The organism is Microvirga sp. BF8 (assembly GCF_059888585.1).
Window position 1 is genome coordinate 4019660 of sequence record NZ_CM187619.1, and the last position, 23607, is coordinate 4043266.

General features: G+C 64.4%; 19 protein-coding genes. 13 read left to right on the forward strand and 6 right to left on the reverse strand.

Translation table 11 applies throughout. The annotated features are described in order from the left end of the window. Positions 1–5: 5 nt before the first annotated feature. Positions 6–1307, reverse strand: a complete 1302-nt coding sequence (locus AC522E_RS18965) for a sugar ABC transporter permease (protein WP_500747784.1) — start codon at positions 1305–1307, stop codon at positions 6–8. A gap of 147 nt (positions 1308–1454) precedes the next feature. Further along, a complete protein-coding gene (gene xylF, locus AC522E_RS18970; RefSeq protein ID WP_500747785.1) occupies positions 1455–2501 on the reverse strand; it encodes a D-xylose ABC transporter substrate-binding protein in 1047 nt (348 codons plus the stop codon). 234 nt (positions 2502–2735) lie between these two features. Here xylF and AC522E_RS18975 point away from each other — a divergent pair, with 234 nt between their 5' ends. Beyond that, on the forward strand, positions 2736–3944 hold the full coding sequence (locus AC522E_RS18975; RefSeq protein WP_500747786.1) for an ROK family protein: 1209 nt from the start codon (positions 2736–2738) through the stop codon (positions 3942–3944). A gap of 6 nt (positions 3945–3950) precedes the next feature. Here AC522E_RS18975 and AC522E_RS18980 read toward each other — a convergent pair whose 3' ends face one another. Beyond that, the gene (locus AC522E_RS18980; RefSeq protein ID WP_500747787.1) at positions 3951–4571 is read right to left on the reverse strand and encodes a TetR/AcrR family transcriptional regulator; all 621 of its coding nucleotides are present in this window, start codon (positions 4569–4571) and stop codon (positions 3951–3953) included. A gap of 93 nt (positions 4572–4664) precedes the next feature. On the opposite strand from AC522E_RS18980, the gene AC522E_RS18985 reads away from it, so the two are divergent. The 5 genes from AC522E_RS18985 to AC522E_RS19005 all read left to right on the forward strand — a co-directional run bounded on the left by AC522E_RS18985 (position 4665) and on the right by AC522E_RS19005 (position 12552). Beyond that, positions 4665–5243 carry an isochorismatase family protein gene (locus tag AC522E_RS18985; RefSeq protein ID WP_500747788.1) on the forward strand — a complete coding sequence of 193 codons (579 nt, stop codon included), beginning with the start codon at positions 4665–4667 and terminating at the stop codon, positions 5241–5243. A 122-nt stretch (positions 5244–5365) separates the two neighbouring features. Further along, the gene (gene polA, locus AC522E_RS18990; RefSeq protein WP_500747789.1) at positions 5366–8410 is read left to right on the forward strand and encodes a DNA polymerase I; all 3045 of its coding nucleotides are present in this window, start codon (positions 5366–5368) and stop codon (positions 8408–8410) included. A gap of 476 nt (positions 8411–8886) precedes the next feature. Continuing rightward, positions 8887–11202 carry a calcium-binding protein gene (locus AC522E_RS18995; RefSeq protein WP_500747790.1) on the forward strand — a complete coding sequence of 772 codons (2316 nt, stop codon included), beginning with the start codon at positions 8887–8889 and terminating at the stop codon, positions 11200–11202. Between the two features lie 161 nt (positions 11203–11363). Further along, the gene (locus AC522E_RS19000) at positions 11364–12074 is read left to right on the forward strand and encodes a glutathione S-transferase (RefSeq protein WP_500747791.1); all 711 of its coding nucleotides are present in this window, start codon (positions 11364–11366) and stop codon (positions 12072–12074) included. Between the two features lie 190 nt (positions 12075–12264). Next, positions 12265–12552 carry a hypothetical protein gene (locus AC522E_RS19005; protein ID WP_500747792.1) on the forward strand — a complete coding sequence of 96 codons (288 nt, stop codon included), beginning with the start codon at positions 12265–12267 and terminating at the stop codon, positions 12550–12552. A 20-nt stretch (positions 12553–12572) separates the two neighbouring features. On the opposite strand, the gene AC522E_RS19010 is transcribed toward AC522E_RS19005, so the two are convergent. Then, a complete protein-coding gene (locus AC522E_RS19010; RefSeq protein WP_500747793.1) occupies positions 12573–13364 on the reverse strand; it encodes a class II glutamine amidotransferase in 792 nt (263 codons plus the stop codon). Between the two features lie 232 nt (positions 13365–13596). Here AC522E_RS19010 and AC522E_RS19015 point away from each other — a divergent pair, with 232 nt between their 5' ends. Continuing rightward, entirely contained in the window at positions 13597–15003 is a 1407-nt protein-coding gene (locus AC522E_RS19015) for a sodium:proton antiporter (RefSeq protein ID WP_500747794.1), read from the forward strand. Positions 15004–15063: 60 nt separating this feature from the next. Here the strand turns inward: AC522E_RS19015 and AC522E_RS19020 are convergent, their stop codons facing one another. Continuing rightward, on the reverse strand, positions 15064–16158 hold the full coding sequence (locus AC522E_RS19020) for an NAD(P)/FAD-dependent oxidoreductase (protein WP_500747795.1): 1095 nt from the start codon (positions 16156–16158) through the stop codon (positions 15064–15066). A gap of 68 nt (positions 16159–16226) precedes the next feature. Then, the gene (locus AC522E_RS19025) at positions 16227–17837 is read right to left on the reverse strand and encodes a phosphoenolpyruvate carboxykinase (protein ID WP_500747796.1); all 1611 of its coding nucleotides are present in this window, start codon (positions 17835–17837) and stop codon (positions 16227–16229) included. A gap of 372 nt (positions 17838–18209) precedes the next feature. Here AC522E_RS19025 and AC522E_RS19030 point away from each other — a divergent pair, with 372 nt between their 5' ends. The 6 genes from AC522E_RS19030 to ahcY all read left to right on the forward strand — a co-directional run bounded on the left by AC522E_RS19030 (position 18210) and on the right by ahcY (position 23537). Continuing rightward, positions 18210–18908, forward strand: coding sequence for a response regulator (locus AC522E_RS19030; RefSeq protein ID WP_500747797.1), 699 nt, complete (start codon positions 18210–18212; stop codon positions 18906–18908). A gap of 23 nt (positions 18909–18931) precedes the next feature. Continuing rightward, complete coding sequence (locus AC522E_RS19035; RefSeq protein WP_500747798.1) at positions 18932–20710, forward strand: sensor histidine kinase; 1779 nt, start codon at positions 18932–18934, stop codon at positions 20708–20710. Between the two features lie 5 nt (positions 20711–20715). After that, positions 20716–21174, forward strand: coding sequence for an HPr kinase/phosphorylase (locus AC522E_RS19040; protein ID WP_500747799.1), 459 nt, complete (start codon positions 20716–20718; stop codon positions 21172–21174). A 90-nt stretch (positions 21175–21264) separates the two neighbouring features. Next, positions 21265–21666 (forward strand): PTS sugar transporter subunit IIA, encoded by a 402-nt coding sequence (locus tag AC522E_RS19045; protein ID WP_500747800.1) that lies wholly within the window; start codon positions 21265–21267, stop codon positions 21664–21666. Between the two features lie 6 nt (positions 21667–21672). Further along, positions 21673–21999 (forward strand): HPr family phosphocarrier protein, encoded by a 327-nt coding sequence (locus tag AC522E_RS19050; RefSeq protein WP_500747801.1) that lies wholly within the window; start codon positions 21673–21675, stop codon positions 21997–21999. 107 nt (positions 22000–22106) lie between these two features. Next, positions 22107–23537 (forward strand): adenosylhomocysteinase, encoded by a 1431-nt coding sequence (gene ahcY, locus AC522E_RS19055; RefSeq protein WP_500747802.1) that lies wholly within the window; start codon positions 22107–22109, stop codon positions 23535–23537. Positions 23538–23607 lie beyond the last annotated feature (70 nt).

The window sequence follows — 23607 nt, forward strand, 5'->3', positions numbered from 1 at the left end:
CCCCCTCATTTGATGCGACGGCGATAGAGCCCGTCGACCCAGACGGCCAGCACGAGCACGGCGCCGACCACGATGTTCTGCAGGGGCGTATCGACCCCGAGCAGCACCATGCCGGATTGCAGGGATTGCATGACGAGCGCGCCCAGCAGCGCACCGGCGATGGTTCCAATTCCGCCGGCGAGCGACGTGCCGCCGATTACGGCCGAGGCAATGACGTAGAGTTCGTCGAGGGTTCCCGCCGAGTTTGTCGCCGCGTTGAGCCTGGCCGTGGAAATGCAGGCGGAGATGCCGCACAGCAAGCCCATCAGGCCGAATACCTTCATCAGGATCCAGCGCGTGTTGATTCCGGAGAGTTCCGCCGCTTCCGGATTGCCGCCGATGGCGAAGACATAGCGACCGAACCGCAAGCGTCTGGCGAGAAATGTCATGAGGAGCCCGACGACGACGGCGATCAGGACCGGCAATGCAACCCCGTGGGGGATCGACAATCCGCCTTCCGGCCAGGCGATGCCGTTGGCCTCCGCCCAGCGCCGTGCGGTTCCGACCGGCAGGGGGTAGGAATTGGCAATGGCGGCGGCGCCGAGCACCGCACCACAGGCAAGGACCGTGATGGTCGCATCGGCCCAAACCGGACGCACGGGAAAGCCGAAGCGGATGCGCCGGCGCCGGGCGAAGCCGAGGGCGACGACGATCAACCCGCCTGCGATCGACGCGAGAATCCAGGTCGCAGTGGCTCCGAGCGCCCCTTCGACACCCCCGCCCAAAGCCTTGAAGCGTGTATCCATGGGCGCGATGGTCTGGCCTGCCGTGACCCACCAGGCAGCCCCGCGCCAGACGAGCAGGCCGCCGAGCGTGACGATGAAGGAGGGAATGCCGAGATAGGCGATCAGCCAGCCCTGGAAGAGACCGATGGCGCCGCCGATGGCCACGGCGATGAGGACCGCGATCGGCGCCGTCAGCCAATGTTCGAAGCCGAGCCAGCCGGGAAGCCATTGCACCTGCACCACGCCGATGATCATTCCAACGAGGCCGAGGATGGCTCCGACCGACAGGTCGATGTTGCGCGTGACGATGATCAGCACCATCCCGGTCGACATGACGGCGATGGACGCAGTCTGGACCGACAGGTTCCAGAGGTTGCGCGGCGTGAGGAAAAGGCCGCCTGAGAGGATATCGAAACCGATCCAGATGACCGCGAGCGCGCCCAGCATGCCCAGCATGCGGACATCGATCTCGAGCTTGGACAGGATCGATCCATCCGAGGATGAACTCTGCGGCGGGGCCGTCGTGGTGGCGGGTGCGGTCATGACGTGGCTCGCTTCAGGAGAGCGTCCTTCCGGAACGGCACCGAGCGCCGGATCCGGAACCGACAGAGCTGGTGCTCATGGGTCCCGGGTCCGCCCAGGAGGTGCGTCCCGGAATGACGGAGCGTCGTCCCGAAAAGACGGGATCGCTCAGTTGCAGACCTTCACGGAGCCAGGCTTCACGCCCTGGCAGACGACATCCTTCGTCACCCATCCGGCATCGACGACGACGTTGAGGTTGTCCTTCGTGATCGCCACCGGCGTGAGGAAGATCGCTGTCATGTTCTGCTTCTTCGGACCGAGATTCCACGACATGGAACCCTTGATCTCGTTCAGCTTCTTGCCGCCGGCAAGCTGGAGGGCAATCTCCGCCGCATTGCGTCCGAGTTCACGGGCATCCTTGAACACCGACACGGTCTGTGTGCCGAGGGCGACCCGGTTCAGCGCGGCCTTGTCGGCATCCTGGCCCGAGACCGGCACGGAGCCGGCCATGCCCTGCGCGGCAAGGGCCGCGATCGCACCACCCGCCGTGCCGTCATTGGCGGCAACGACCGCATCGACCTTGTTGTTGTTCTTGGTCAGGAACTGCTCCATGTTCCGCTGCGCGTTGGCAGGGAGCCAGCCATCCGTATAGGCCTCGCCGACATTCTTGATCTTTCCGGCATCGATGGACGGCTTGAGCACCTCCATGGCGCCCTGAAACAGGAAGTTGGCATTCGGATCGGCGCCCGAACCCTTGATGAAGACATAGTTGCCCTCGGGCTTCACCTTCATCACCTCGCGGGCCTGGAGCCGGCCGACTTCCACATTGTCGAAGGTGAGATAGAAGGCCTGTGGAATTTCGATCAGGCGGTCGTAGCCGACAACCGGAATTCCCTCGGCCACCGCCTTTTCGACGGCCGGGCGAATGGCGTCGGAATCCTGCGCCAGCACGATCAGCGCCTTGGCGCCACGGGCGATCAGGCTCTCGATATCCGTCAGCTGCTTGGCGGGAGAGGATTGCGCGTCGGCGGATACATAGGTGCCGCCCGCCTTCTCGACGGCAGCCTTGATCGCCGCCTCGTCCGTCTTCCAGCGCTCCTCCTGGAAGTTCGACCAGCTGACGCCGATTACGGGCCCCTTCCCTTGCGCAAAGGCCGCATTCGCCGACAGGGCGAGAGCGGCAAGACTGAAAAGCAAATGCTTCCTGGTTAACATCGGTTTCCCTCCTGGGGCAGCGCGGTCCCCGCAGCGCCCTCTTTGTCATGGCGAGCGTCTCGCCCCGATGCGTGCCGGAGCCGGTATGTGTGCTCGTCTCGCCCTGTGTATTTTTCGAGCGTGGAAATAATTATCCTGCGCAACCTGGCTTTCAAGCGGCCAGGCTCTTAGCAATTGGTCGATGAAGCCTATTTTTTGAATTGTTTTATTCAGCGCGCGAATAAATATGAGGGGATGTCGATCCCGGCCCTCACCCCCCGCGAAGCAGCCCGACGGCGCCTCCTCGATGCTCTGCGCCGGGAGGGTCCGCTGGCGCGCGTAGAGATCGGCCAGCAGCTCGGCATGAGCCCGGCCAGCGTTTCGGACCTGACAGCGAGCCTTCTCGATGAGGGAATCCTCGTTGCCGAGGAGGGCGGGGATGCCCTGCCCGGTTTGATCCGAGGCCGCCCGAAGGTGCGCCTGTTCCTTGCTGAAACCCTCGGCTCGGTGATCGGAGTCTGGACCGGCTTCAATCGCATCGAACTGCGGCTGGTCGACAGCGCCGGACGCAACCGGGCGAGCCGGCATGTGGAGCGTCCGCTGCGGACTCTCGAGGCCGAGGCCCTGCTGGACGTACTCGCGGAAACGATCACCGCCTTCGCCCACGATACGGGCGCGCCGGATGTGAAGGCCATCGGCCTCGCCTGCCAGGGCTATGTGGACACGAGGGAGGGCGTCGTGGCCTGGAGTCCGGTTCTCGGCACCCGCGACCTGCCCCTGGCGGCCGGGCTCGCCGAACGGCTCGACAAGCCGGTGCTGATCGAGAACGATGCAAGCGCCATGGCCTTCGCCATTGCCCAGCGCGATCCGGCCCTGCGCTCCGGCCGCACGGCATGCCTCATGATCGGGGACGGCGTCGGCCTCGGCTTCCTCGTCCAGGGCGAGCTATACCGCGGCGCGCGCTCGGGCGGCAGCGAGTTCGGCCATGTCCGCCTGCGCCGCGGCGGGCCGCAATGCCGCTGCGGCGGCCGCGGCTGCATCGAAGCCTTTCTGGCCGATTATGCGCTCCATCGCGATGCGCAGTTGATCGACCATCGTCCGGCGCCGTCCGTGCTCATTCCGAGCGAGGATGCCATGAGCGCCATCGTCAGCCAGGCGCGCGCCGGCGACACGGCCCTCCTCAGTCTCTTTCGCGAGGCCGGAGAGGTTCTGGGCGATGCCGCAAGCATCCTGATCCAGACTTTGGAGCCGGATCACCTCGTGATCTGCGGCCCGGGCACCCGGGCCATGGACCTGCTCGGCCCCTCTTTCGAAGCGGCGCTGGAATCGCAGACCATTCCCGCCCTGCGCGCCCTGACCACGATCCAGGTCGTGAAATCGTCGATGGATCTTCTCACCGAGGGTGTCGTCATGCAGGCGCTGCGGGAACTCGATCTCGATCTCGCCCGGTTGAAGGCCGCCTGAGAGGCATCAGGCCGCCTCTTCGATCTGGCGAAGCAGCATCATGCGCAGGTCGCCCAGGACCTCGTCCCGAATCATCAGGTCGGCCTCGCCGCTGATGGCGACCGAAACGCGCATCAGATGAAGGACGATCACGGCCATTCGTTCCGCACGATCGCGGGACAGCGGCGGATCGATGACAGTCAGCAGCGTGGCGATCTGGCCGCGCATGCGTCGCCGCCGCTCCGCCTTCTGCTCCTTGTCCCCTGCCGGCCTGTCGGACAGGATGACGAAGGAGGGGTGCGCCAGGAGGAAGCCGGACAGGTCCGCGAACAGCCGCTCGACCAGAGCGGCCGGCGTTGCCCCCCTCACCGTCGCCTCCAGGGCTCCAAGCATCTCCGACAGGGCCTCGCCATTCGCGCTCTGCAGGGAGTCGGCGAGAAGCTCCTTGGTGGGAAAGAACTGGTAGAGCGAGCCGATCGAGGCCCCCGCGCGGACGGCGATCTCGGTCATGGTCGCGGCATCGAACCCCTTTTCGGCAAAAACCTCCTCACCGGCCTTCAGAAGGGAGGCGACGCGCTCGCGCCCGCGGCGGCGCTGGGGGGCGCGCACTTCCGGATCGGTGTTTGCCCTTGCTTTTTGTGAGGACATCCTCATATATCCAAAATATGAGCCTACCCTCATGTTTCGCGACGTGCCAGGGCGGGCTCGAGACATCCCTCCTCGATACCGGAAAGTCCATCCATGCTGAAGCTCGATCCCCGCAGCACCGCCCTGATTCTCATCGACCTCCAGAACGGCACCCTCGGCCTGCCCCTGACACCGAACAGCCGGGAACAGGTCGTGGCCAACGCCGCGGCGCTTGCCACGCATCTGTCACGGGCAGGCGGTACCATCGCACTGGTGCGGGTGAGTTTTTCGGACGATTACCGGGACAGGCCACAGGGCGAGACCGACGTGCCGATGGTTCTCCCATCTGGTGGGTTGCCGGCCGACTGGAGCACCTTCGCGCCCGACATCGCCGCCCTCCAGCCCGACATTCTGATCACCAAGCGGCAATGGAGCGCCTTCTTCGGGACCGAACTCGATCTTCAGCTGCGCCGGCGCGGAATCGGAACCGTGATCGTCGGCGGCGTGATGACCAATTTCGGCGTCGAATCGACCGTCCGGGATGCGTGGCAGCTCAATTACGCGACGCTCGTCGCGCACGACGCCTCGAGCAGCCTCGGACCGGACCTCCATGACTTTGCCGTGAACAGGACGCTGCCGCGCGTGGCGCGGGTCCGCTCGACCCGGGACATCGTCGCGGCGCTGGCGGCCTGAGCCCGGTGGGTTCCCAGCGGCGGGCCGGGCGCGAAAAAAGCCGCCCCCGGCACGAAGCCGTAGCTTTCGGGTCGCGAAGCCCTTATTTCTCTGGCACGAGAGATCTTCACATTCGAGACCCAATGGCTTCCTCCCGCCCCGTCACCGCCGGCGATCACGTGTTTCTCGTCGACGGCTCGTCCTTCATCTTCCGGGCCTACTTCCAGTCCATGAACCAGGACTCGAAGTACAACAGCCGCATTTCGGATGGCATGCCGACGGGCGCCGTGCGCCTCTTCGTGTCGAAGCTCCTGCAATTCGTGCGCGACGGTGCGGCCGGCCTCATGCCGACCCACCTCGCCATCGTGCTCGACAAGTCGGAGGGATCGTTCCGCAAGGAGCTTTACGAGAACTACAAGGGCCACAGGCCGGACGCGCCGGAGGACCTGAAGGTCCAGATGCCCCTGATGCGCGAGGCCATCCGCGCCTTCGGCCTTGAGCCTATCGAGCAGGCCCGCTACGAGGCGGACGATCTCATCGCTACCTACACCCAGGAAGCCAAGGCGCGGGGCGCGAACGTGCTCATCGTGTCCTCGGACAAGGACCTGATGCAGCTCGTCGGTCCCCTCGTCTGCTTCTACGATTTCGAATCGGGCTCCAAGGGCAGGCCGGGCTACCGTCCCGAGCGGAATCTCGATGAAGCCGCCGTGACCGAAAAATGGGAGGGCATCCCGCCGGAGAAGATCGGCGACGTGCTCGCCCTCATGGGCGATACCTCCGACAACGTGCCGGGTGTCCCGGGAATCGGCCTCAAGACGGCGGCGCAGCTGATCAAGGAATACGGCGATCTCGACACGCTTCTCGCCCGCGCCGGGGAAATCAAGCAGCCCAAGCGCCGGGAAACGCTGATCACCAACGCCGATGCGGCACGCCTGTCGAAGAAGCTCGTGACCCTCGATTGCGAGGCACCGCTGCCGGTGCCGCTCGATGCGGTGCGCCTGCCGGAACCGGACCCGAAGGCGCTGATCGCGTTCCTGAAGGCGATGGAATTCAGCACCCTGACCCGGCGCGTCGCCGATCTTTACGACGTGGACCCCACCCAGATCGAACCGGATCCGCGGCTGATGCCCGGCGGCGAGGCGATCACCTGGCAACGCTTCGGCGGTCCCATCGCCGCGGAAGAAGACGTGCCGTTCTCCAGCGGCGGAGCGATCCCGGCCGATATCGATCCCTTCGCCGGGCTCGACCTTCCGGAGACGGCCGGGCAGCGCAGGCCCGTGGAGGGTCTCGGGACCCCGTCCCAGCTTGCCGGACGGCGCGCCACGGAAGCGGCCTCGCAGGCTGTCGACGTGTCGGCCTACGAAACGGTCACGAGTGTCGAACGCCTCGCGGAATGGGTGTCGCAGGCCCGCGAACAGGGCTATCTCGCTGTCGACACGGAGACCAGCGCGCTCGACGCCAATCTCGCCGATCTCGTCGGATTCTCGATGGCGCTCGCGCCCGGCAAGGCTGCCTATGTCCCGCTTCAGCACCGCAACGATTCCGACCTTTTCGGCGGCGGTCTCGTCCCCGGGCAGATTCCCCTCGACAACGCCCTCGCCGCGATCAAGCCGCTCCTGGAGGATCCGTCCGTCCTCAAGATCGGCCAGAACCTGAAATACGACTGGGTCGTGTTCAAGCGTTACGGCATCGACCTGCGTCCTCTCGACGACACGATGCTGATCTCCTACGTGCTCGACGCGGGCAAGGGCTCGCACGGCATGGACGAGCTTTCGCGCCGCCATCTCGGACACTCTCCCATCAGCTTCTCCGATGTCGCCGGGACCGGCCGCAACAAGGTGAGCTTCGACCGGGTCGAGATCGCGAAGGCCACGGCCTATGCGGCCGAGGACGCGGACGTCACCCTGCGCCTCTGGCACATGCTGAAGCCCCGCCTCGCCGGTGAGCATCGCGCCACCGTCTACGAGACCCTGGAGCGTCCGCTGGTCGACGTGATCGCGCGCATGGAGATGCGCGGCATCGCGGTGGATCGTCAGATCCTCAGCCGCCTGTCCGGCGATTTCGCCCAGAGCCTCGCGCGGCTCGAGGACGAGATCCATGAGATCGCCGGCGAGAAGTTCGCCTTGGGATCCCCGAAGCAGATCGGCGACATTCTGTTCGGCAAGATGGGACTGCCGGGCGCGAAGAAGACCCCATCGGGCCAGTGGGCGACGCCCGCGACCCTGCTCGACGAACTGGCGCAGGCCGGCCACGTTCTGCCTGAGAAGATTCTCGAGTGGCGCCAGCTCGCCAAGCTGAAATCGACCTATACGGACACTCTGCAGCAGCACATGCATCCTGACACGAAGCGGGTGCACACGTCCTTCTCCCTCGCCGCGACGACGACGGGGCGCCTTTCCTCTTCCGAACCGAACCTGCAGAACATCCCGATCCGCACGGAAGCCGGCCGCAAGATCCGCAAGGCCTTCGTGGCGCCGGAAGGCTCCAAGATCATCTCCGCCGATTACAGCCAGATCGAGCTGCGCATCCTGGCCCACATCGCCGACATCCCGCAATTGCAGGAGGCTTTCGCCAAGGGCCAGGACATTCATGCGGCGACAGCCTCGGCCATGTTCGGCGTGCCTCTCGACCAGATGACCCCGGACCTGCGCCGCCAGGCCAAGACGATCAATTTCGGCATCATCTACGGCATTTCCGCCTTCGGCCTCGCCGTGCGCCTGGGCATTCCCAATGCGGAAGCCGCCGCGTTCATCAAGCAGTATTTCGAGCGGTTTCCCGGCATCCGCACCTATATGGACGAGATCAAGAAGGCGACGCGGGAAAAAGGCTACGTGACGACGCTGTTCGGGCGCGTCTGCCATTATCCGCAGATCAAGTCCGGCAATCCGTCCGAGCGCGCCGCCGTCGAGCGCCAGGCGATCAATGCCCCGATCCAGGGCACCGCCGCCGACATCATCCGCCGCGCCATGATCCGCATGGAGGACGCGCTCAAGGCCGAGCGCCTGTCCGCGCGCATGCTGCTGCAGGTGCATGACGAACTGGTCTTCGAAGCCCCCGACGAGGAGATCGAGGCGACGCTCCCGGTCATCTCCCGCGTGATGACGGAGGCGCCCTTCCCCGCCGTGACTTTGAAGGTGCCGCTCGCGGTGGAAGCCCGCGCCGCGCAGAACTGGGACGAGGCGCACTAGGCGCCTCGGCTTGAAGCGGACAGGAACAACGAAAAGAAAGCCAGACCTGCCGCAACGGCATGCGCTGGCCCTGGAACCAGGCATGTGCTCCCACGCACAGCCGCGCTTGCTTCCCTCGGATGCGACCGGATGTGGCACCGAGATATTTATCCCTGCAATCGCAGCGGCTTATCTGAAGAAATACCCCATAGATATTACGTAAGGTAAAGCAAATCTGTCAGGTCGACCTCCCCGAATGGAGAGTTGCTGGGCATGACGCGCGGTCATATAGCGCTTGATCGAGTTGCTTTACTCACAATGCAGCGGCCAATGCTTGATGGCTGCATGTCAATTCGGCAGGCCTGACAAGACTACGTCGACCATTTCTTAATTCATACCGCAATGCGGGCCTTTTCGCCCAACTTCAACCTCTCGACAGAACTTCGCCCGGGCGACCGGCAAACGCCGCCAACCCTTCCGCCAAGGAGACCAAGAGTATGACTTACAAGTTTTGGGGAACAGAAGATGCCGTCCGCTCCGGCGGCAGTCTCGATCGCGATGCGCTGACAATGCTGCCGAACGGCGGATATGTCGTGACTTGGCGCGAGAACGCGAAGATCGCGTTCCAGCTTTACGACGGGAACGGCGCCAAGTCGGGCACCGTCAACTTTGTCGAGTCGTCAACCCTCGCGCAGCAATTCTCCGATGTCTACGCGTATGATGCGGATGGCGGCTTCGTCATCACCTGGACGGAAAGCAACCCGGTTTCTGGTCGTACGCTGCGCAATCAGAAGTTCAACTTCGACGGATCACAGAATGGCGATGCATCAGCTTTGAATGCGATCACCGATACGGACGGGGCACAGACGAGCGCCGATACGATATCAAACTCCTGGGCGACGACCTACATCGAGAAGAACGGATCCACCAGGGCTGTTAAGTTCATTCAGAACGGAGTGTTTGTTGAGGTTGCCACTGGCTCTGGGGTTGATCTGCCGGATGTTGCCTTTCTTGGAGGGGGCAAGCATCTCGTGACCTATAAGAGCGATTCAACCAATGTCGCTTTTAAAATCATATCCGATGGTGCTGTGGGTGCTGGATTGACGATCTCCGGCACGAGGGCCGATGCAGTCGCGCTGAAGGATCCGGCGACGGGCCTCCCGAACGGCAAATTCGCCTTTATCGTTGATAAGGGCGCTTCCGGGGTCGAAGCTCATTTCTATGAAGCCAATGGCACGCCGAGCAAGGATACGCTCGGCAACGATCTCGTCACCAGCATCGGCGGGGCGAAGCCGAATTCCGACTTCGATTGCGTGAGCGCGACGGCCTTGAAGAGCGGCGGACTCGCCGTCGCCTATGTTGCGGCGGACGGCCCTGATTTCGGCGACGTCTACGTTCGCATCGTCGGGGCCGACGGCGTGGCGGGTCAGCCGCTCAAGGTCAATGCCCGCGCATCCCTCGACGGTCCGGGCTCGCAGAAGGACCCGGCCATTTCGGAAACGGCCGACGGGCGCCTGGCCGTTTCATGGCACGACCCGTCCCTTGGCAACGGCCTGATCTCCACAACCGTCCTGGACCTCCGGACGGCCAAGGTCACCGTGACCGGCACGTCGCATAGCGATATCTATGCCCCATCGGAGTTCTCTGGCGACAACCTCGATGGCAAGGATGGAATCGACACTCTGACCTTCAAAGGGGCGAGCGCGGGCGTCGCAGTCAACCTCGCCGAAGGCAAGGGTACAGCGGGCGATGCAGCCGGCGATACCTATACGAACTTCGAGAACGTCATCGGCTCGAACTTCGCCGACAACCTCGTCGGCGGCGCAGGCGTCAACGTGCTCAATGGCGGCGCAGGGAACGACTATCTCGACGGAGGCGCTGGCGCCGATGTGATGATCGGCGGGGCCGGCGGCGACACCTTTATCGTGAACGATGCCGGCGACGTGCTCCAGGAGAGTGCCGACGGGAGCATTGACACGGCTTATTCTTCCGTCAGTCACACGCTCGAAGCCTATATCGAGAACATGATTGCCACGGGCTCCGATGCGATCAGCCTCACCGGCAACGGCTGGAACAACAGCCTGGTCGGCAACAGCGCCAACAACACGCTCCTCGGCTATGGCGGAAACGACATGCTGAACGGCGGCGCGGGCGCCGACTACATGGACGGCGGCGCGGGCAACGACGTCTACTACATCGACAATGTCGGCGATGTCGTTCGCGACAGCGGCTCCGGCGATGTCGATACGGTGATCGTCAATGTCAGCTACGATCTCGGCACCCTCGTCGGGATCGAGAACATCACCGGCTCCGGCACCGCCTCGATCACCCTGAAGGGCAACGCCTACGCCAACCTCCTCGCCGGAAACGATGGCGCCAACATCATCTACGGCAATGCCGGCAGCGACTCCCTCCTCGGCTATGGCGGTAACGACCGGATCCATGGCGGGCTCGGCGCCGACAAGCTCACAGGCGGCACGGGCCGCGACATCTTCGTGTTCGATTCGAACCCGAAGACGAAAGGCAATGCCGACAAGATCCTGGACTTCGTGGTGAAGGACGATTCGATCTACCTGGAGAACAAGTACTTCAAGGTCGGCTCGAAAGGCTCCCTCACGAAGCCGGCCGCGCTTGCGAGCAAGATGTTCTACACCGGCGCCAAGGCTCACGATAAGGATGACCGGATCATCTACGACAAGAAAAAGGGCGTCCTTTATTACGACGACGACGGCATCGGCGCGCACAAAGCCGTTGCCTTCGCTACGCTGAAGAAGGGCCTCAAGATGACCTATCACGACTTCTTCGCGATCTGACCATCGGACTGGCGAAGTGCCGGACCGCAAGCAAGGAGGCGCCCGCATCGGGCGCCTTTTTGTTGCTGGCGAGACCCTTTTCCAACCCGGCCCCTGCGCCAGATGGTGGTTCGTCGAAACCCTCGGTCGATCGGGTGACGAGGGCGTGTCAGGAGCCCTTCATGTCCTACGAACTCTACTATTGGCCCAGCATCCAGGGACGCGGGGAATTCGTGCGGCTCGCGCTCGAGGATGCAGGTGCGGATTATGTCGATGTGGCACGGGAGCCGAAGGGCATGTCTGCCATGATGCGCCTGATGGAGACCTCGGACAGGCCGCCATTCGCTCCGCCCTTCCTGAAGGACGGCGATACGATAATCGGGCAGACGGCGGCGATTCTTCTCTATCTCGGCGCCCGGCACGGTCTGGCTCCCAAGGACCCGGCGGGCGGGCTGTGGACGCACCAGATCCAGCTCACCATCGCCGATTTCGTCGGGGAAGCCCATGACACGCATCACCCGGTTGCGATCAGCCTCTACTACGAGGACCAGAGGGAGGAAGCGCTCCGCCGAGCCGCCGAGTTTCGCCGGAACCGCATGCCCAAATTCCTCGGCTGGTTCGAGACCATCCTCGAGCGGAACCAGGCCGGCCACGCTCACCTCGTTGGCGCGGCGGCCACCTATGCCGACCTGTCCCTTTTCCAGGTCCTGGCAGGCCTCTCCTACGCGTTTCCCGAGGCTGCGAGGCGGGCCTTGCGCAAGACCCCGCACGTCGCGGCCCTGTGCGATGCCGTAGCGGTGAGGCCACGGATCAGGGCCTATCTCGCCAGCGAGCGGCGCATCCCCTTCAACGAGGACGGGATTTTCCGGCACTATCCCGAACTCGACGGCTAGCGCACTTACAGGAGCCGGTTCGCCGTGACCGGCGTGCGCCGCCCGAGGACACGAGCATCGGCTGGAATGTCCCTCAGGCAAACGGCAACGATGCCTTAACAGTCACATGCGCAATGTCGGGCCGCGGGCGGTCCGCGGCGCGGCGACAGCCAAGGCCATGGATGTCCGCGATGCATGCGCGGAGGATCCGATGAGCGACGAATCAGAAACCATTGCGACCCGCCTCTGGCGCGACCGGGTGAATCTGCGCGAAGCGGAGCGCGATGCCGCCCTGGTCCGGGTCCGGCAGATGGAAGCCCGTCTGGCGGACCTGACGGCCGAGAATGCCCGGCTCACTGCGGAGATTGCGCGCCTCAGGATGGCGGCTGCCTCGGAGGCCATGGCTCCCGTCTCGGAGACGGAACTCCAGATGGAGGCCCTGCGCGGCGCCCTCCTCCCCCTCATCTCGTCGCCGGATCTCTCCCGCGACGCAGCCTGAGGCGGGCGCGGACAAAAGCCTCAGGCCGCCAGGCGACCCATGGCCTCGTTGAGGCACTCGACCGCAACGTTTCTGCCGACGCGGGCGGCGAGGCTGCAGCCTTTGGGCACCTCGCGCCAGCCCATGGCCTTGTCGTCGATGGGCTCGGAGACCACGAGAAGGTTGCCGGCACTCTCGCGGAAATACAGGGTCGGCGGCTGGCCATCGCAGGACCAGCGATAAGCCCAGAGGCTGTCGCCGTCGGTCACGGCAGCCGTGAATCGCAAGGGCTCGGCGATGCCGGCCTCCTCCATCAGGCCGCGCACCTGCTTGAGGGTGCGTGCCATGGCCGCCACGGGATTGGCTTCGAGTCCGTTGGCAAGGGCGAGGAGGAAGATCGCTTCCGAATCCGTCGTGCCGTGCCGCTTGTCGTAAAGCTCGTCGGGAATGAGCGCCTCGAGGCGACGCTTGATTCGCCCGTAACCGCCGATCTGGCCATTGTGCATGAAAAGGTGACGCCCATGGGCGAAGGGATGGCAATTGGCCCGGGTTGTGGAGGTGCCGGTGGAGGCGCGCACATGAGCGAAGAAAAGCCGGGAGCGTACCTGATCGCACAGGCTCCTGAGGTTCTCATCCGACCAGGCTGGGCGAACCTCGCGATAGAGCCCCGGCTCGTCACGCTCGCCGTACCAACCGATGCCGAACCCGTCCCCGTTGGTCTCTGTCTTGGCCTCCACCGCGTGGAGCGACTGGTGGACAAGGGAATGCGCAGGCGCGCAGACAAGGTCGGTCAGGAAGATCGGCTCTCCCCGATAGGCAAGAAAGCGGCACATCTTTGTTCCCAGTCCCCGAGCGGCACCGTCTGAAACGTTGTTTTACTGTCTTTCGGACAGGGTGAACAGCCGGTTAACGGGCCGGCGGTATCCCATTCCATGCCTCGCGGGGAGTGCCGTCGCCCCTCGGTTTTGAAAACCGGTTCCCACTTTCCGCCAAATTGCTCTAAACGTCGCGGCGTCGCACAACGCAGCGGCATTTGGCCAGCCGCACTGGCGAGGGGGGATTTTTATGCTTCGTGCCTTGAGCCTGGCGCTTGCCGCAGCGCTGATCGTTTTGCCGGAGGCCGCCTTCGCGGCGGAGCTCGACGGGCGCAGCCTCGGCCCGGTCTGGGCGTTGCCTTTCGCGGGCATCCTGCTCTCGATCGCCCTCTTCCCGCTGCTGGCGGCCCACGCCTGGGAGCATCACCAGGGGAAGATCGCCACCCTGTGGGGACTTCTCGTCCTCGTTCCGATGGCTCTCGCCTATGGGCCATCGACGGCCGTCAGTGCTCTCGTCCATACGGCCTTCCTCGAATACATTCCTTTCATCCTGCTCCTGCTCGCCCTGTTCACGGTCGCGGGCGGCATCCTCATCAGGGGCAATATCCACGGCGCGCCGGCAACCAACACCGTCCTGCTCGCCATCGGCACGGTGCTGGCGAGCCTCATCGGCACCACCGGCGCGTCGATGGTGATGATCCGCCCCGTCCTGCGCGCGAACGACGACCGCGTCCATAATGCCCATGTGGTCGTGTTCTTCATCTTCCTGGTGTCGAATATCGGCGGTTCGCTGACTCCGCTGGGCGACCCGCCGCTCTTCCTCGGCTTCCTGCGCGGGGTCGACTTCTTCTGGACCACGACCCATCTCTTTCCGGAAACCGTGTTCGTCAGCGTCGTACTGCTCGCGCTCTTCTTCGTCTTCGATGCCTATCTCTATCGCAAGGAGGGGCGCGTCCGTCCCGACCCCACCCCGGACCAGCCGGTGCATATCAAGGGCGGCATCAATTTCATCCTGATTCTCGTCATCATCGGTGCCATTCTCTTCAGCGCCACCGCCGATCTCGGCCGCTTCACCCTCTTCGGCACGGAGATCGAGACCGCCAATGCGATGCGCGACGCGATCATGATCGCCGTGACCCTGGTCTCCCTCGCCCTGACCCCACAGGCGAGCCGCGAGGAGAACGGCTTTTCGTGGGGCCCGATCAAGGAAGTCGCCAAGCTCTTCGCCGGCATCTTCGTGGCGATCATCCCCGTGCTCGCCATGCTCAAGGCCGGCGCGGAAGGGCCCTTCGCACCCCTCGTCGCATTGGTCTCGAATCCGGACGGCAGCGCCAACAATGCCGCCTATTTCTGGCTCACCGGCGGCCTGTCGTCGTTCCTCGACAACGCCCCGACCTATCTCGTCTTCTTCGAGCTCGCCGGCGGCGATCCCCAGCATCTGATGACGACCGGCGCGCTGACCCTGGCCGCCATCTCGGCCGGCGCCGTGTTCATGGGCGCCAACTCCTATATCGGCAACGCTCCGAACTTCATGGTCTATGCCATCGCCCGCGAGAACGGCGTGAGCATGCCGAGCTTCTTCGGTTATCTCCTCTGGTCGGGACTGATCCTGATTCCGATCTTCATCGTCGCGACCCTGCTGTTCTTCCGGCATTAGGGGGGCCGCTCCTGTCATTCCGGGACGGCCTATGGGCCTGGCCCGGAATGATGGAGGAGATCAGTCGCCCAGCCGATCCGCCACATCTTCCGCGATCGACAGGCTCGAGGTCAGCCCGGGACTCTCGATGCCAAAGAGGTGCACGATCCCGGGCAAGCCATGCTCCGCGGGACCATCGATGATGAAATCCGCCGCCTTCTCACCGGGTCCGGTGAGTTTCGGGCGGATGCCCGCATAATCGGGCACCAGCGCGCCGTCGGGGAGGCCGGGCCAGTAGCGGCGGATGGAGGCATAGAAGCTCTCGGCGCGATGCGGATCGACTTGGTAGGCCTCACGCTCGATCCATTCCACGTCCGGACCGAAGCGCATGCGCCCGGCAAGATCCAGGGTGACATGGGTCCCCAGGCCGCCATCGACGGGGGCAGGATAGATCAGGTGCGAGAAGGCGGGCTTGCCGAGGCAGCCGAAATAATTGCCCTTGGCGAGGACCAGCGGCGGCACGCGGCTTTCCGGATAATCCTCCGTCGTGAGGGCCAGTGCCTGGGCGCCCAGGCCTGCGGCATTGATCACGGCATCGACGGGAAGGGCCGCCGGCTCCGCGCCGCCCGTATGCGCCTCCCAGCCATTCGCTGCCCGCGCGATACGCTCGACCCGGGAGTGGAAGGCGATCATGCCGCCCGCGGCTTCGAGGTCGCCCTGGAGGGCCAGCATGAGGGCATGACTGTCGACGATCCCCGTCTCGCGGGAGAGCACCGCGCCGGTGCAGGCGAGGTTTGGCTCGAGGGCCTTCGCCTCGGCAGCGCTCAGGAAGGACAATCCCTCGACACCGTTGGCGATGCCCTGCTCGTAGATGCCTTCGATCTTCGCCTGCTCGAGATCGTTCGTCGCGACGATGAGCTTGCCGCACCTGGCATGGGGAACGCCGTGGCTCTCGCAGAACGCATAGAGCATCCGCCGTCCGGCGACGCAGTGGCGGGCGCGCAAGGAGCCCGAAGGGTAATACATGCCCCCGTGGATCACCTCGCTGTTGCGGGAGGACACGCCGTTGCCGATCCCGCCCGTCTCCTCGGCGACGATCACGCTATGGCCGCGCCGGGCGAGCGCTCGGGCAACGGCGAGGCCGACAACCCCGGCACCGATGACAAGTACGTCCATTTCCGACACCTCAACGAAAAGCGGCGGCCCGAAAGCCGCCGCCTCTTCCCTTCAAAGCAGGAAAGCACCTAGGCCGCAATCGAGGTCTGCGGGGCGGCTGCCCTCACATCGGCGTCCACATGATCCTCGAAGCGCTTGAAGTTCTCGTTGAACATGTCGACGAGGCGCTTCGCGGTCTGGGCGAAAGCCGCCTTATCCGCCCAGGTCTTGACCGGGTAGAGGATGTGCGGCTCGACACCGGGCACGGAGGTGGGCACGGCGAAACCGAAATACGGGTCGCGGCGGAAATCCGCGCGAGAGAGCGAGCCATCGAGGGCGGCGGTCAGCAGGCGGCGCGTGACGCGGATCGGCATGCGCCGGCCGGTGCCGTACTTGCCGCCGGTCCAGCCGGTATTCACCAGCCAGCAATCCACGTGGTGCTTGGCGATGAGGTCCCGCAGCAGGTTGCCATACACGGACGGATGGCGCGGCATGAACGGCGCACCGAAGCAGGTGGAGAAGGTCGCCTCCGGATCCTTCACGCCCTTCTCCGTGCCCGCCACCTTCGCGGTGTACCCGGAGAGGAAGTGATACATGGCTTCAGCCGGGGTCAGCTTCGCGATGGGCGGCAATACGCCGAAGGCATCGCAGGTGAGCATCACGATGTTCTTCGGAATCCCCGCGCGGCCCGTGGGGCTGGCATTCGGAATGAAGTCGAGCGGGTAGGCGCAGCGTGTGTTCTCGGTCTTCGACGCATCGTCGAAATCGGGAATGCGGGTGATCGGATCGACAGTCACGTTCTCGAGCACCGTGCCGAAGCGCTCGGTGGTGGCGAAGATCTCGGGCTCGGCCTCGCGCGACAGGCGGATGGTCTTGGCATAGCAGCCGCCCTCGAAGTTGAAGACGCCGTTCGGACTCCAGCCATGCTCGTCGTCACCGAGCAGGATCCGGTTCGGATCGGCCGACAATGTCGTCTTTCCGGTGCCCGAGAGCCCGAAGAAGACCGCAACGTCATTCGAGTGGCCGACATTGGCCGAGCAATGCATCGGCATGACGTATTCGCCGGGCAGCACGTAGTTGAGATAGGTGAAGACAGACTTCTTCATTTCGCCCGCATAGGACGTGCCGCCGATCAGCACGATCTTGCGCGTGAAGTCGCAGGCGATCACCGTTTCCGAACGGCAGCCGTGACGGGCCGGATCCGCCTTGAAGGAGGGCAGGTCGATGATGGTGAGTTCCGGAACGTAATCCTTCAGCTCGCCCAGTTCGGGACGGATGAGCAGGTTGCGGATGAACAGGGAATGCCAGGCGTATTCCGTGAAGACCCGCGCCTTGACGCGATAGGACGGATCGGCGCCGCCGTAGAGATCCTGGGCGAACAGTTCCTTGCCCCTGGCATGGGCCAGGAAGTCCTGCAGCAGGGTCTCGAAATGCTCGGGCGTCATGGCGCCGTTGTTGTCCCACCACACGGCGTCCTCGGTTGCGGCGTCCCGGACGACGAACTTGTCCTTGGGAGAGCGGCCGGTGTGCACGCCGGTCTCGGCGAGGAGCGCCCCACCGCGGACGAGCTGGGTTTCACCCCTGGTCAGGGATTGCTCGTAAAGGGCTGGGGCCTCGAGATTCCAAAAGACCCGTTTCAGATTGCGGAAGCCGATGGCTTCAGCGCCATGCGCGCTGTTGAAGACGCCGATAGTGTCCACGAAAGACTTCTCCTGATCGCCGGCCGCGCGAAGCGGCCCGGATGCCATGCCAGATGGCGCTGTCTCTTAACGGCCCCTTGCGGTATAAGGTTTCCTTCCGCACGAGGCGGGGGGATTGTTTAAGACCTGAAGCGTCGCCGTCAACCGACGGCGTTCCATTTCATTCCATTTTTGCCATGGGGCCCACCTAATACCCGTTCATCTACGGTTGAGGTGACATCGTTAAATATCCGGAACGGCTTGCCGACCCCTGGCACTTTGCCGGGGAAACCTTACTTATGCCATCAGAAAGGCACAGTTCGGCACGTTTTCTCGCCTCAGGCGTTATTTCGGAACGCGCCGCCGCCGGTCGATTCAAGCAAGGAAGAGTTCATGCCAACGATCGCTCTCGTCGATGACGATCGCAACATCCTCACCTCGGTCTCCATCGCCCTCGAGGCGGAGGGATACCGGATCCAGACCTACACCGACGGTGCCTCGGCTCTCGACGGCCTGAAGCATGCCCCGCCGGATCTGGCGATCTTCGACATCAAGATGCCGCGCATGGACGGGATGGAGCTCCTGCGCCGGCTGCGTCAGAAATCCGATCTGCCGGTGATCTTCCTGACCTCCAAGGACGAGGAGATCGATGAGCTGTTCGGCCTCAAGATGGGCGCCGACGACTTCATCCGGAAACCCTTCTCCCAACGGCTTCTCGTCGAGCGCGTGAAGGCGGTTCTGCGCCGCTTCGCACCACGGGATCAGTCCTCCCCCCGCGAGGCGGATGCGAAGGCGCTTGAGCGCGGCCAGCTCAAGATGGATCCGGAGCGCCATGCCTGCACCTGGAAGGGCGAGCCAGTGACGCTCACCGTGACCGAATTCCTGATCCTTCAGGCACTCGCGACCCGCCCCGGCGTGGTGAAAAGCCGCAATGCGCTGATGGATGCGGCCTACGACGACCAAGTCTACGTGGATGACCGCACCATCGACAGCCACATCAAGCGCCTGCGCAAGAAGTTCAAGTCGGTTGACCCTAGCTTCGAAATGATCGAGACCCTCTACGGCGTCGGCTATCGCTTCAAGGAAGGCTGACGCCCGAAAGCCCTGAGAGAGGCATGAAGGCTGACCCGATCGACGTTGAAGCCGTGACCGACGACCCTCCTCCACCGCGCGGATTGCTTGCGCGGCTGAGGCGCCTTGGCCGCATGCTGACGCAGCGCGCCTCGTCGAGTCTGACCCGGCGCATCGTGGTGCTCAATCTCGGCGGACTCGTCGCCCTGCTCATCGGCTTCCTCTACCTCAACCAGTTCCGGCAGGGACTCATCGAGGCCCGGGTCCTCAGCCTCCTGACGCAGGGCGAGATCATCGCGGGCGCCATTGCCAGCTCGGCGACGGTGGAAACCGACACGATCACCATCGATCCCGACAAGCTCCTGCAGATGCAAGCCGGCCAGACGGAGAGGTTCAACGAGGAGAGCTTTTCGCCGCTCGAGTTCTCGATCAATCCCGAGCGGGTCGCTCCCCTCCTCCGTCGCCTGGTGACCCCGACCCGGACACGCGCCCGGATCTTCGACCGGGAGGGCGCTCTCCTGCTCGACTCGCGCAACTTCTATTCCCGTGGCGACATTCTCCGCCAGGACCTGCCCCCGGTTGCGGACGAGGATACGAGCTTCATCGAGCGGAGCTGGAACACCATCCGCAGCTTGTTCCGACGGAAGAAACGCGCGGTCTATGAGGAACCGGGACCCAGCAACGGCAAGTCCCTCCCGGAGGTGCAGCAGGCCTTCGGCGGCCAGCGGGCCTCCGAGGTTCGCACCGACGCCCGCGGCGACACGATCGTGTCCGTCGCCGTTCCGGTCCAGCGATTCCGGGCGGTCCAGGGCGTTCTGTTGCTTTCGACGCAGGGCGGGGACATCGACGCCATCATCGCTTCGGAACGCTTCGCCCTGCTCCAGGTGTTCGTGATCGCCGCGCTGGTCATGATCGTGCTCTCGCTCCTGCTCGCGGGCGCCATCGCCGGTCCCGTCCGGCGCCTGGCTGAAGCCGCCGAGCGGGTCCGATGGGGAACGAAGTCGCGCCAGGAGATCCCGGATTTCACGAACCGCTCCGACGAAATCGGCCATCTTTCCGGTGCGCTGCGCGACATGACACGGGCGCTCTACAACCGGATCGATGCCATCGAGAGCTTTGCCGCGGACGTTGCCCATGAACTGAAGAACCCCCTCACTTCCCTGCGCAGCGCCGTGGAGACGCTCCCTCTGGCCCGCAGCGAGGATTCCCAGAAACGTCTCATGTCGATCATCCAGCACGACGTGAGGCGCCTCGACCGGCTGATCAGCGATATTTCGGATGCGTCGCGCCTCGATGCCGAGCTTGCCCGTGCCGATGCCGAGCCGATCGACATGGCGCGACTTCTGGAAGCCGTGGTGTCGGTGGCGAACGAGCGCCGGCGCGAGGGTGATCCTGTCGTGCTCCTCAAGGTCGAGCCGGAAGGGCGCAAGCTCTTCACCATCTTAGGCCACGACAACCGGCTGGGCCAGGTGTTCAACAACCTGATCGACAATGCCCGCTCCTTTTCGCCCCCCGGCGGGACGGTGCGGATCTTCCTGCGCCGGCGCAAGGGCGACGTCGAGATCGTCGTGGAGGATGACGGCCCCGGCATCGAGCCTCATGCCTTCGACCGGATCTTCGAGCGCTTCTACACCGACCGGCCCGAACAGGGGTTCGGCCAGAATTCCGGGCTCGGCCTGTCCATTTCCCGGCAGATCATCGAGGCGCATCGCGGCACGATCCGGGCCGAGAATCGCCTGGGGCCGCCGGACGAGACCGGCGAGCCGCGGCGGCTCGGCGCCCGCTTCGTCATCCGCCTGCCGGCGGCCGGCCAGCAGGGGTGACCGCCATGACGGGCGACGGAACGATCCACGCCGGCTGCGCCATGATCGGCGAGGCGGGGATCCTGATCCGGGGGGCATCCGGCTCCGGCAAGTCGACCCTCGCCCGCGAGCTGGTGCGGCAGGCCCATGCGAGCGGTCTTTTCGCCTGCCTCGTCAGCGACGACCGGACCAGGCTGCAGGCGCGCAACGGCCGCCTGGTGGCGCGACCGGTCGCATCCATCGCCGGCTATCGGGAAATCAGGGGTATCGGGATCGTGCAGGGCCCGTTCGAGGGAGCCGCGGTGATCCGGCTCGTCATCGACCTTTCGGAGGAGGAGCCGCTTCGCCATCCCGAAGCCGCGGATTCCCACATTCTGCTCTGCGGCGTCTTGCTCCGTCGCATCCGCGCCCAAACTGGGGCACCCTTGCTCGACATCGCCCTGGGCAGTCTGAGCGGTGTCTACGACGCGGTGGTGACGGTGTGATGAAGTTTTTATCTTCTCTGCTCTTGCGCTTAGCTTCGCGGTGCACAAAATAGCGGCTCCGCTCAAAGGAGCGATCGGACCAGTAACATTATGATTGGCATGGTGCTCGTCACCCACGGGCAACTCGCGACAGAGTTCAAGGCTGCGCTCGAGCACGTAGTGGGGCCCCAGGAGCAGCTCGAAACGATCACGATCGGACCGGACGACGACATGGAAACGCGGCGCAAGGACATCATGGCCGCGGTCTGTCGCGTCAATTCGGGCCAGGGCGTCGTGGTCCTCACCGACATGTTCGGGGGAACGCCCTCGAATCTGGCCCTGTCGTGCATGAACGGCAGCTCGGTCGAAGTCGTCGCCGGGATCAACCTGCCGATGCTCATCAAACTGGCCAGCGTCCGCGACGAGGAATCGTTGACCGACGCCGTCTCCCATGCTCAGGAAGCGGGTCGGAAATATATCAACATTGCATCGCGTGTTCTGACCGGGAAATAGACTCACATGGACCGTTCCGTCGACGAGGATTGTGACTGCCCGCCAACCTCCGTCCCCGATGGCGCCCAGGTCCGGGAGATCCGGATCACCAACCGGCGGGGGTTGCACGCCCGCGCCTCCGCCAAGTTCGTGCAGACCGTGGAACGCTTCGGTTCCGATGTCACCGTCACCCGCTGCGGCGAGACCGTGGGCGGGCGATCGATCATGGGGCTGCTGACCCTGGCTGCGGCCCAGGGCACCACCATCACCGTCATCGCCAAGGGACAGGACGCCGATTCCTGCCTGCAGGCCATCGACGACCTCGTCTCGAACAAGTTCGGCGAGGACGAGTGACCGGGAACATATAAAGACATCTTTATATCTTGATTGCCTCGTCGACGGCTCTCTGATAGACACGGCACCAATTCATCCGGTGCAACGAAAGAGCCTGAGAGAGCCCCATGAGCCAAGCTGCCGTGACAAGCGCGAGCGCCGCGCACGATTATTTCGTCAAAGACATCAGCCTTGCCGATTTCGGCCGCAAGGAGATCTCGATCGCCGAGACCGAGATGCCCGGCCTCATGGCGGTGCGCGAGGAATACGGGCCGAAGCAGCCCCTGAAGGGCGCCCGCATCGCCGGCTCGCTGCACATGACCATCCAGACCGCGGTCCTGATCGAGACCCTGAAGGCTCTGGGCGCCGATGTCCGCTGGGTCTCCTGCAACATCTACTCCACCCAGGACCACGCCGCCGCCGCGATCGCCGCCGCCGGAATCCCGGTCTTCGCCTATAAGGGCGAGACCCTGACGGAGTACTGGGACTTCACCGCCAAGCTGTTCGACTGGCACGGCGGCGGCGTCCCGAACATGATCCTCGACGATGGCGGCGACGCCACCATGCTCGTCCATCTCGGCCTGCGCGCCGAGCAGGGCGACGTCGCATTCCTGGACAAGCCCGGCGCCGAAGAGGAGGAGGTTCTCTTCGCCCTCATCAAGCGCCTCCTGAAGGAGAAGCCGAAGGGCTGGTTCGCCGAGGTCGCCCGGTCGATCAAGGGCGTCTCGGAGGAGACCACAACGGGCGTGCATCGCCTCTACATCATGGCGAAGGAAGGCAAGCTCCTCTTCCCGGCCATCAACGTCAACGACTCGGTCACCAAGTCGAAGTTCGACAATCTCTATGGTTGCCGCGAATCCCTGGTGGACGGCATCCGCCGCGGCACGGACGTGATGATGGCCGGCAAGGTCGCCATGGTCGCGGGCTTCGGCGACGTGGGCAAGGGCTCCGCCGCCTCGCTCCGGCAGGCCGGTTGCCGCGTCATGGTCTCCGAAGTCGATCCGATCTGCGCCCTCCAGGCCGCCATGGAAGGCTATGAGGTCACGACGATGGAGGATGCCGTTTCCCGCGCCGACATCTTCGTCACCGCCACCGGCAACAAGGACGTGATCACCCTCGACCACATGCGCGCCATGAAGGACCGGGCGATCGTCTGCAACATCGGCCACTTCGACAACGAGATTCAGGTCGCAGGCCTGAAAAACCTCAAGTGGAACAACATCAAGCCGCAGGTCGACGAGATCGAGTTCCCCGACGGGCACCGCATCATCCTGCTCTCGGAAGGCCGTCTCGTGAACCTCGGCAACGCCATGGGTCACCCCTCCTTCGTCATGTCGGCCTCGTTCACCAACCAGACGCTGGCGCAGATCGAGCTCTTCACCAACGAAGGCAAGTACGAGCGCAAGGTCTACACCCTGCCGAAGCACCTCGACGAGAAGGTCGCCTCGCTCCACCTGGAAAAGATCGGCGTGAAGCTCACCAAGCTGCGCCCGGACCAGGCCTCCTATATCGGCGTATCCGAGAAGGGCCCGTTCAAGCCGGATCACTACCGCTACTGAGCACCCTCCGAAGGGTCTTTGGACAAGCCCGGCAATGCCGGGCTTTTTCATGCCTCCTTTTCTCCGCTGC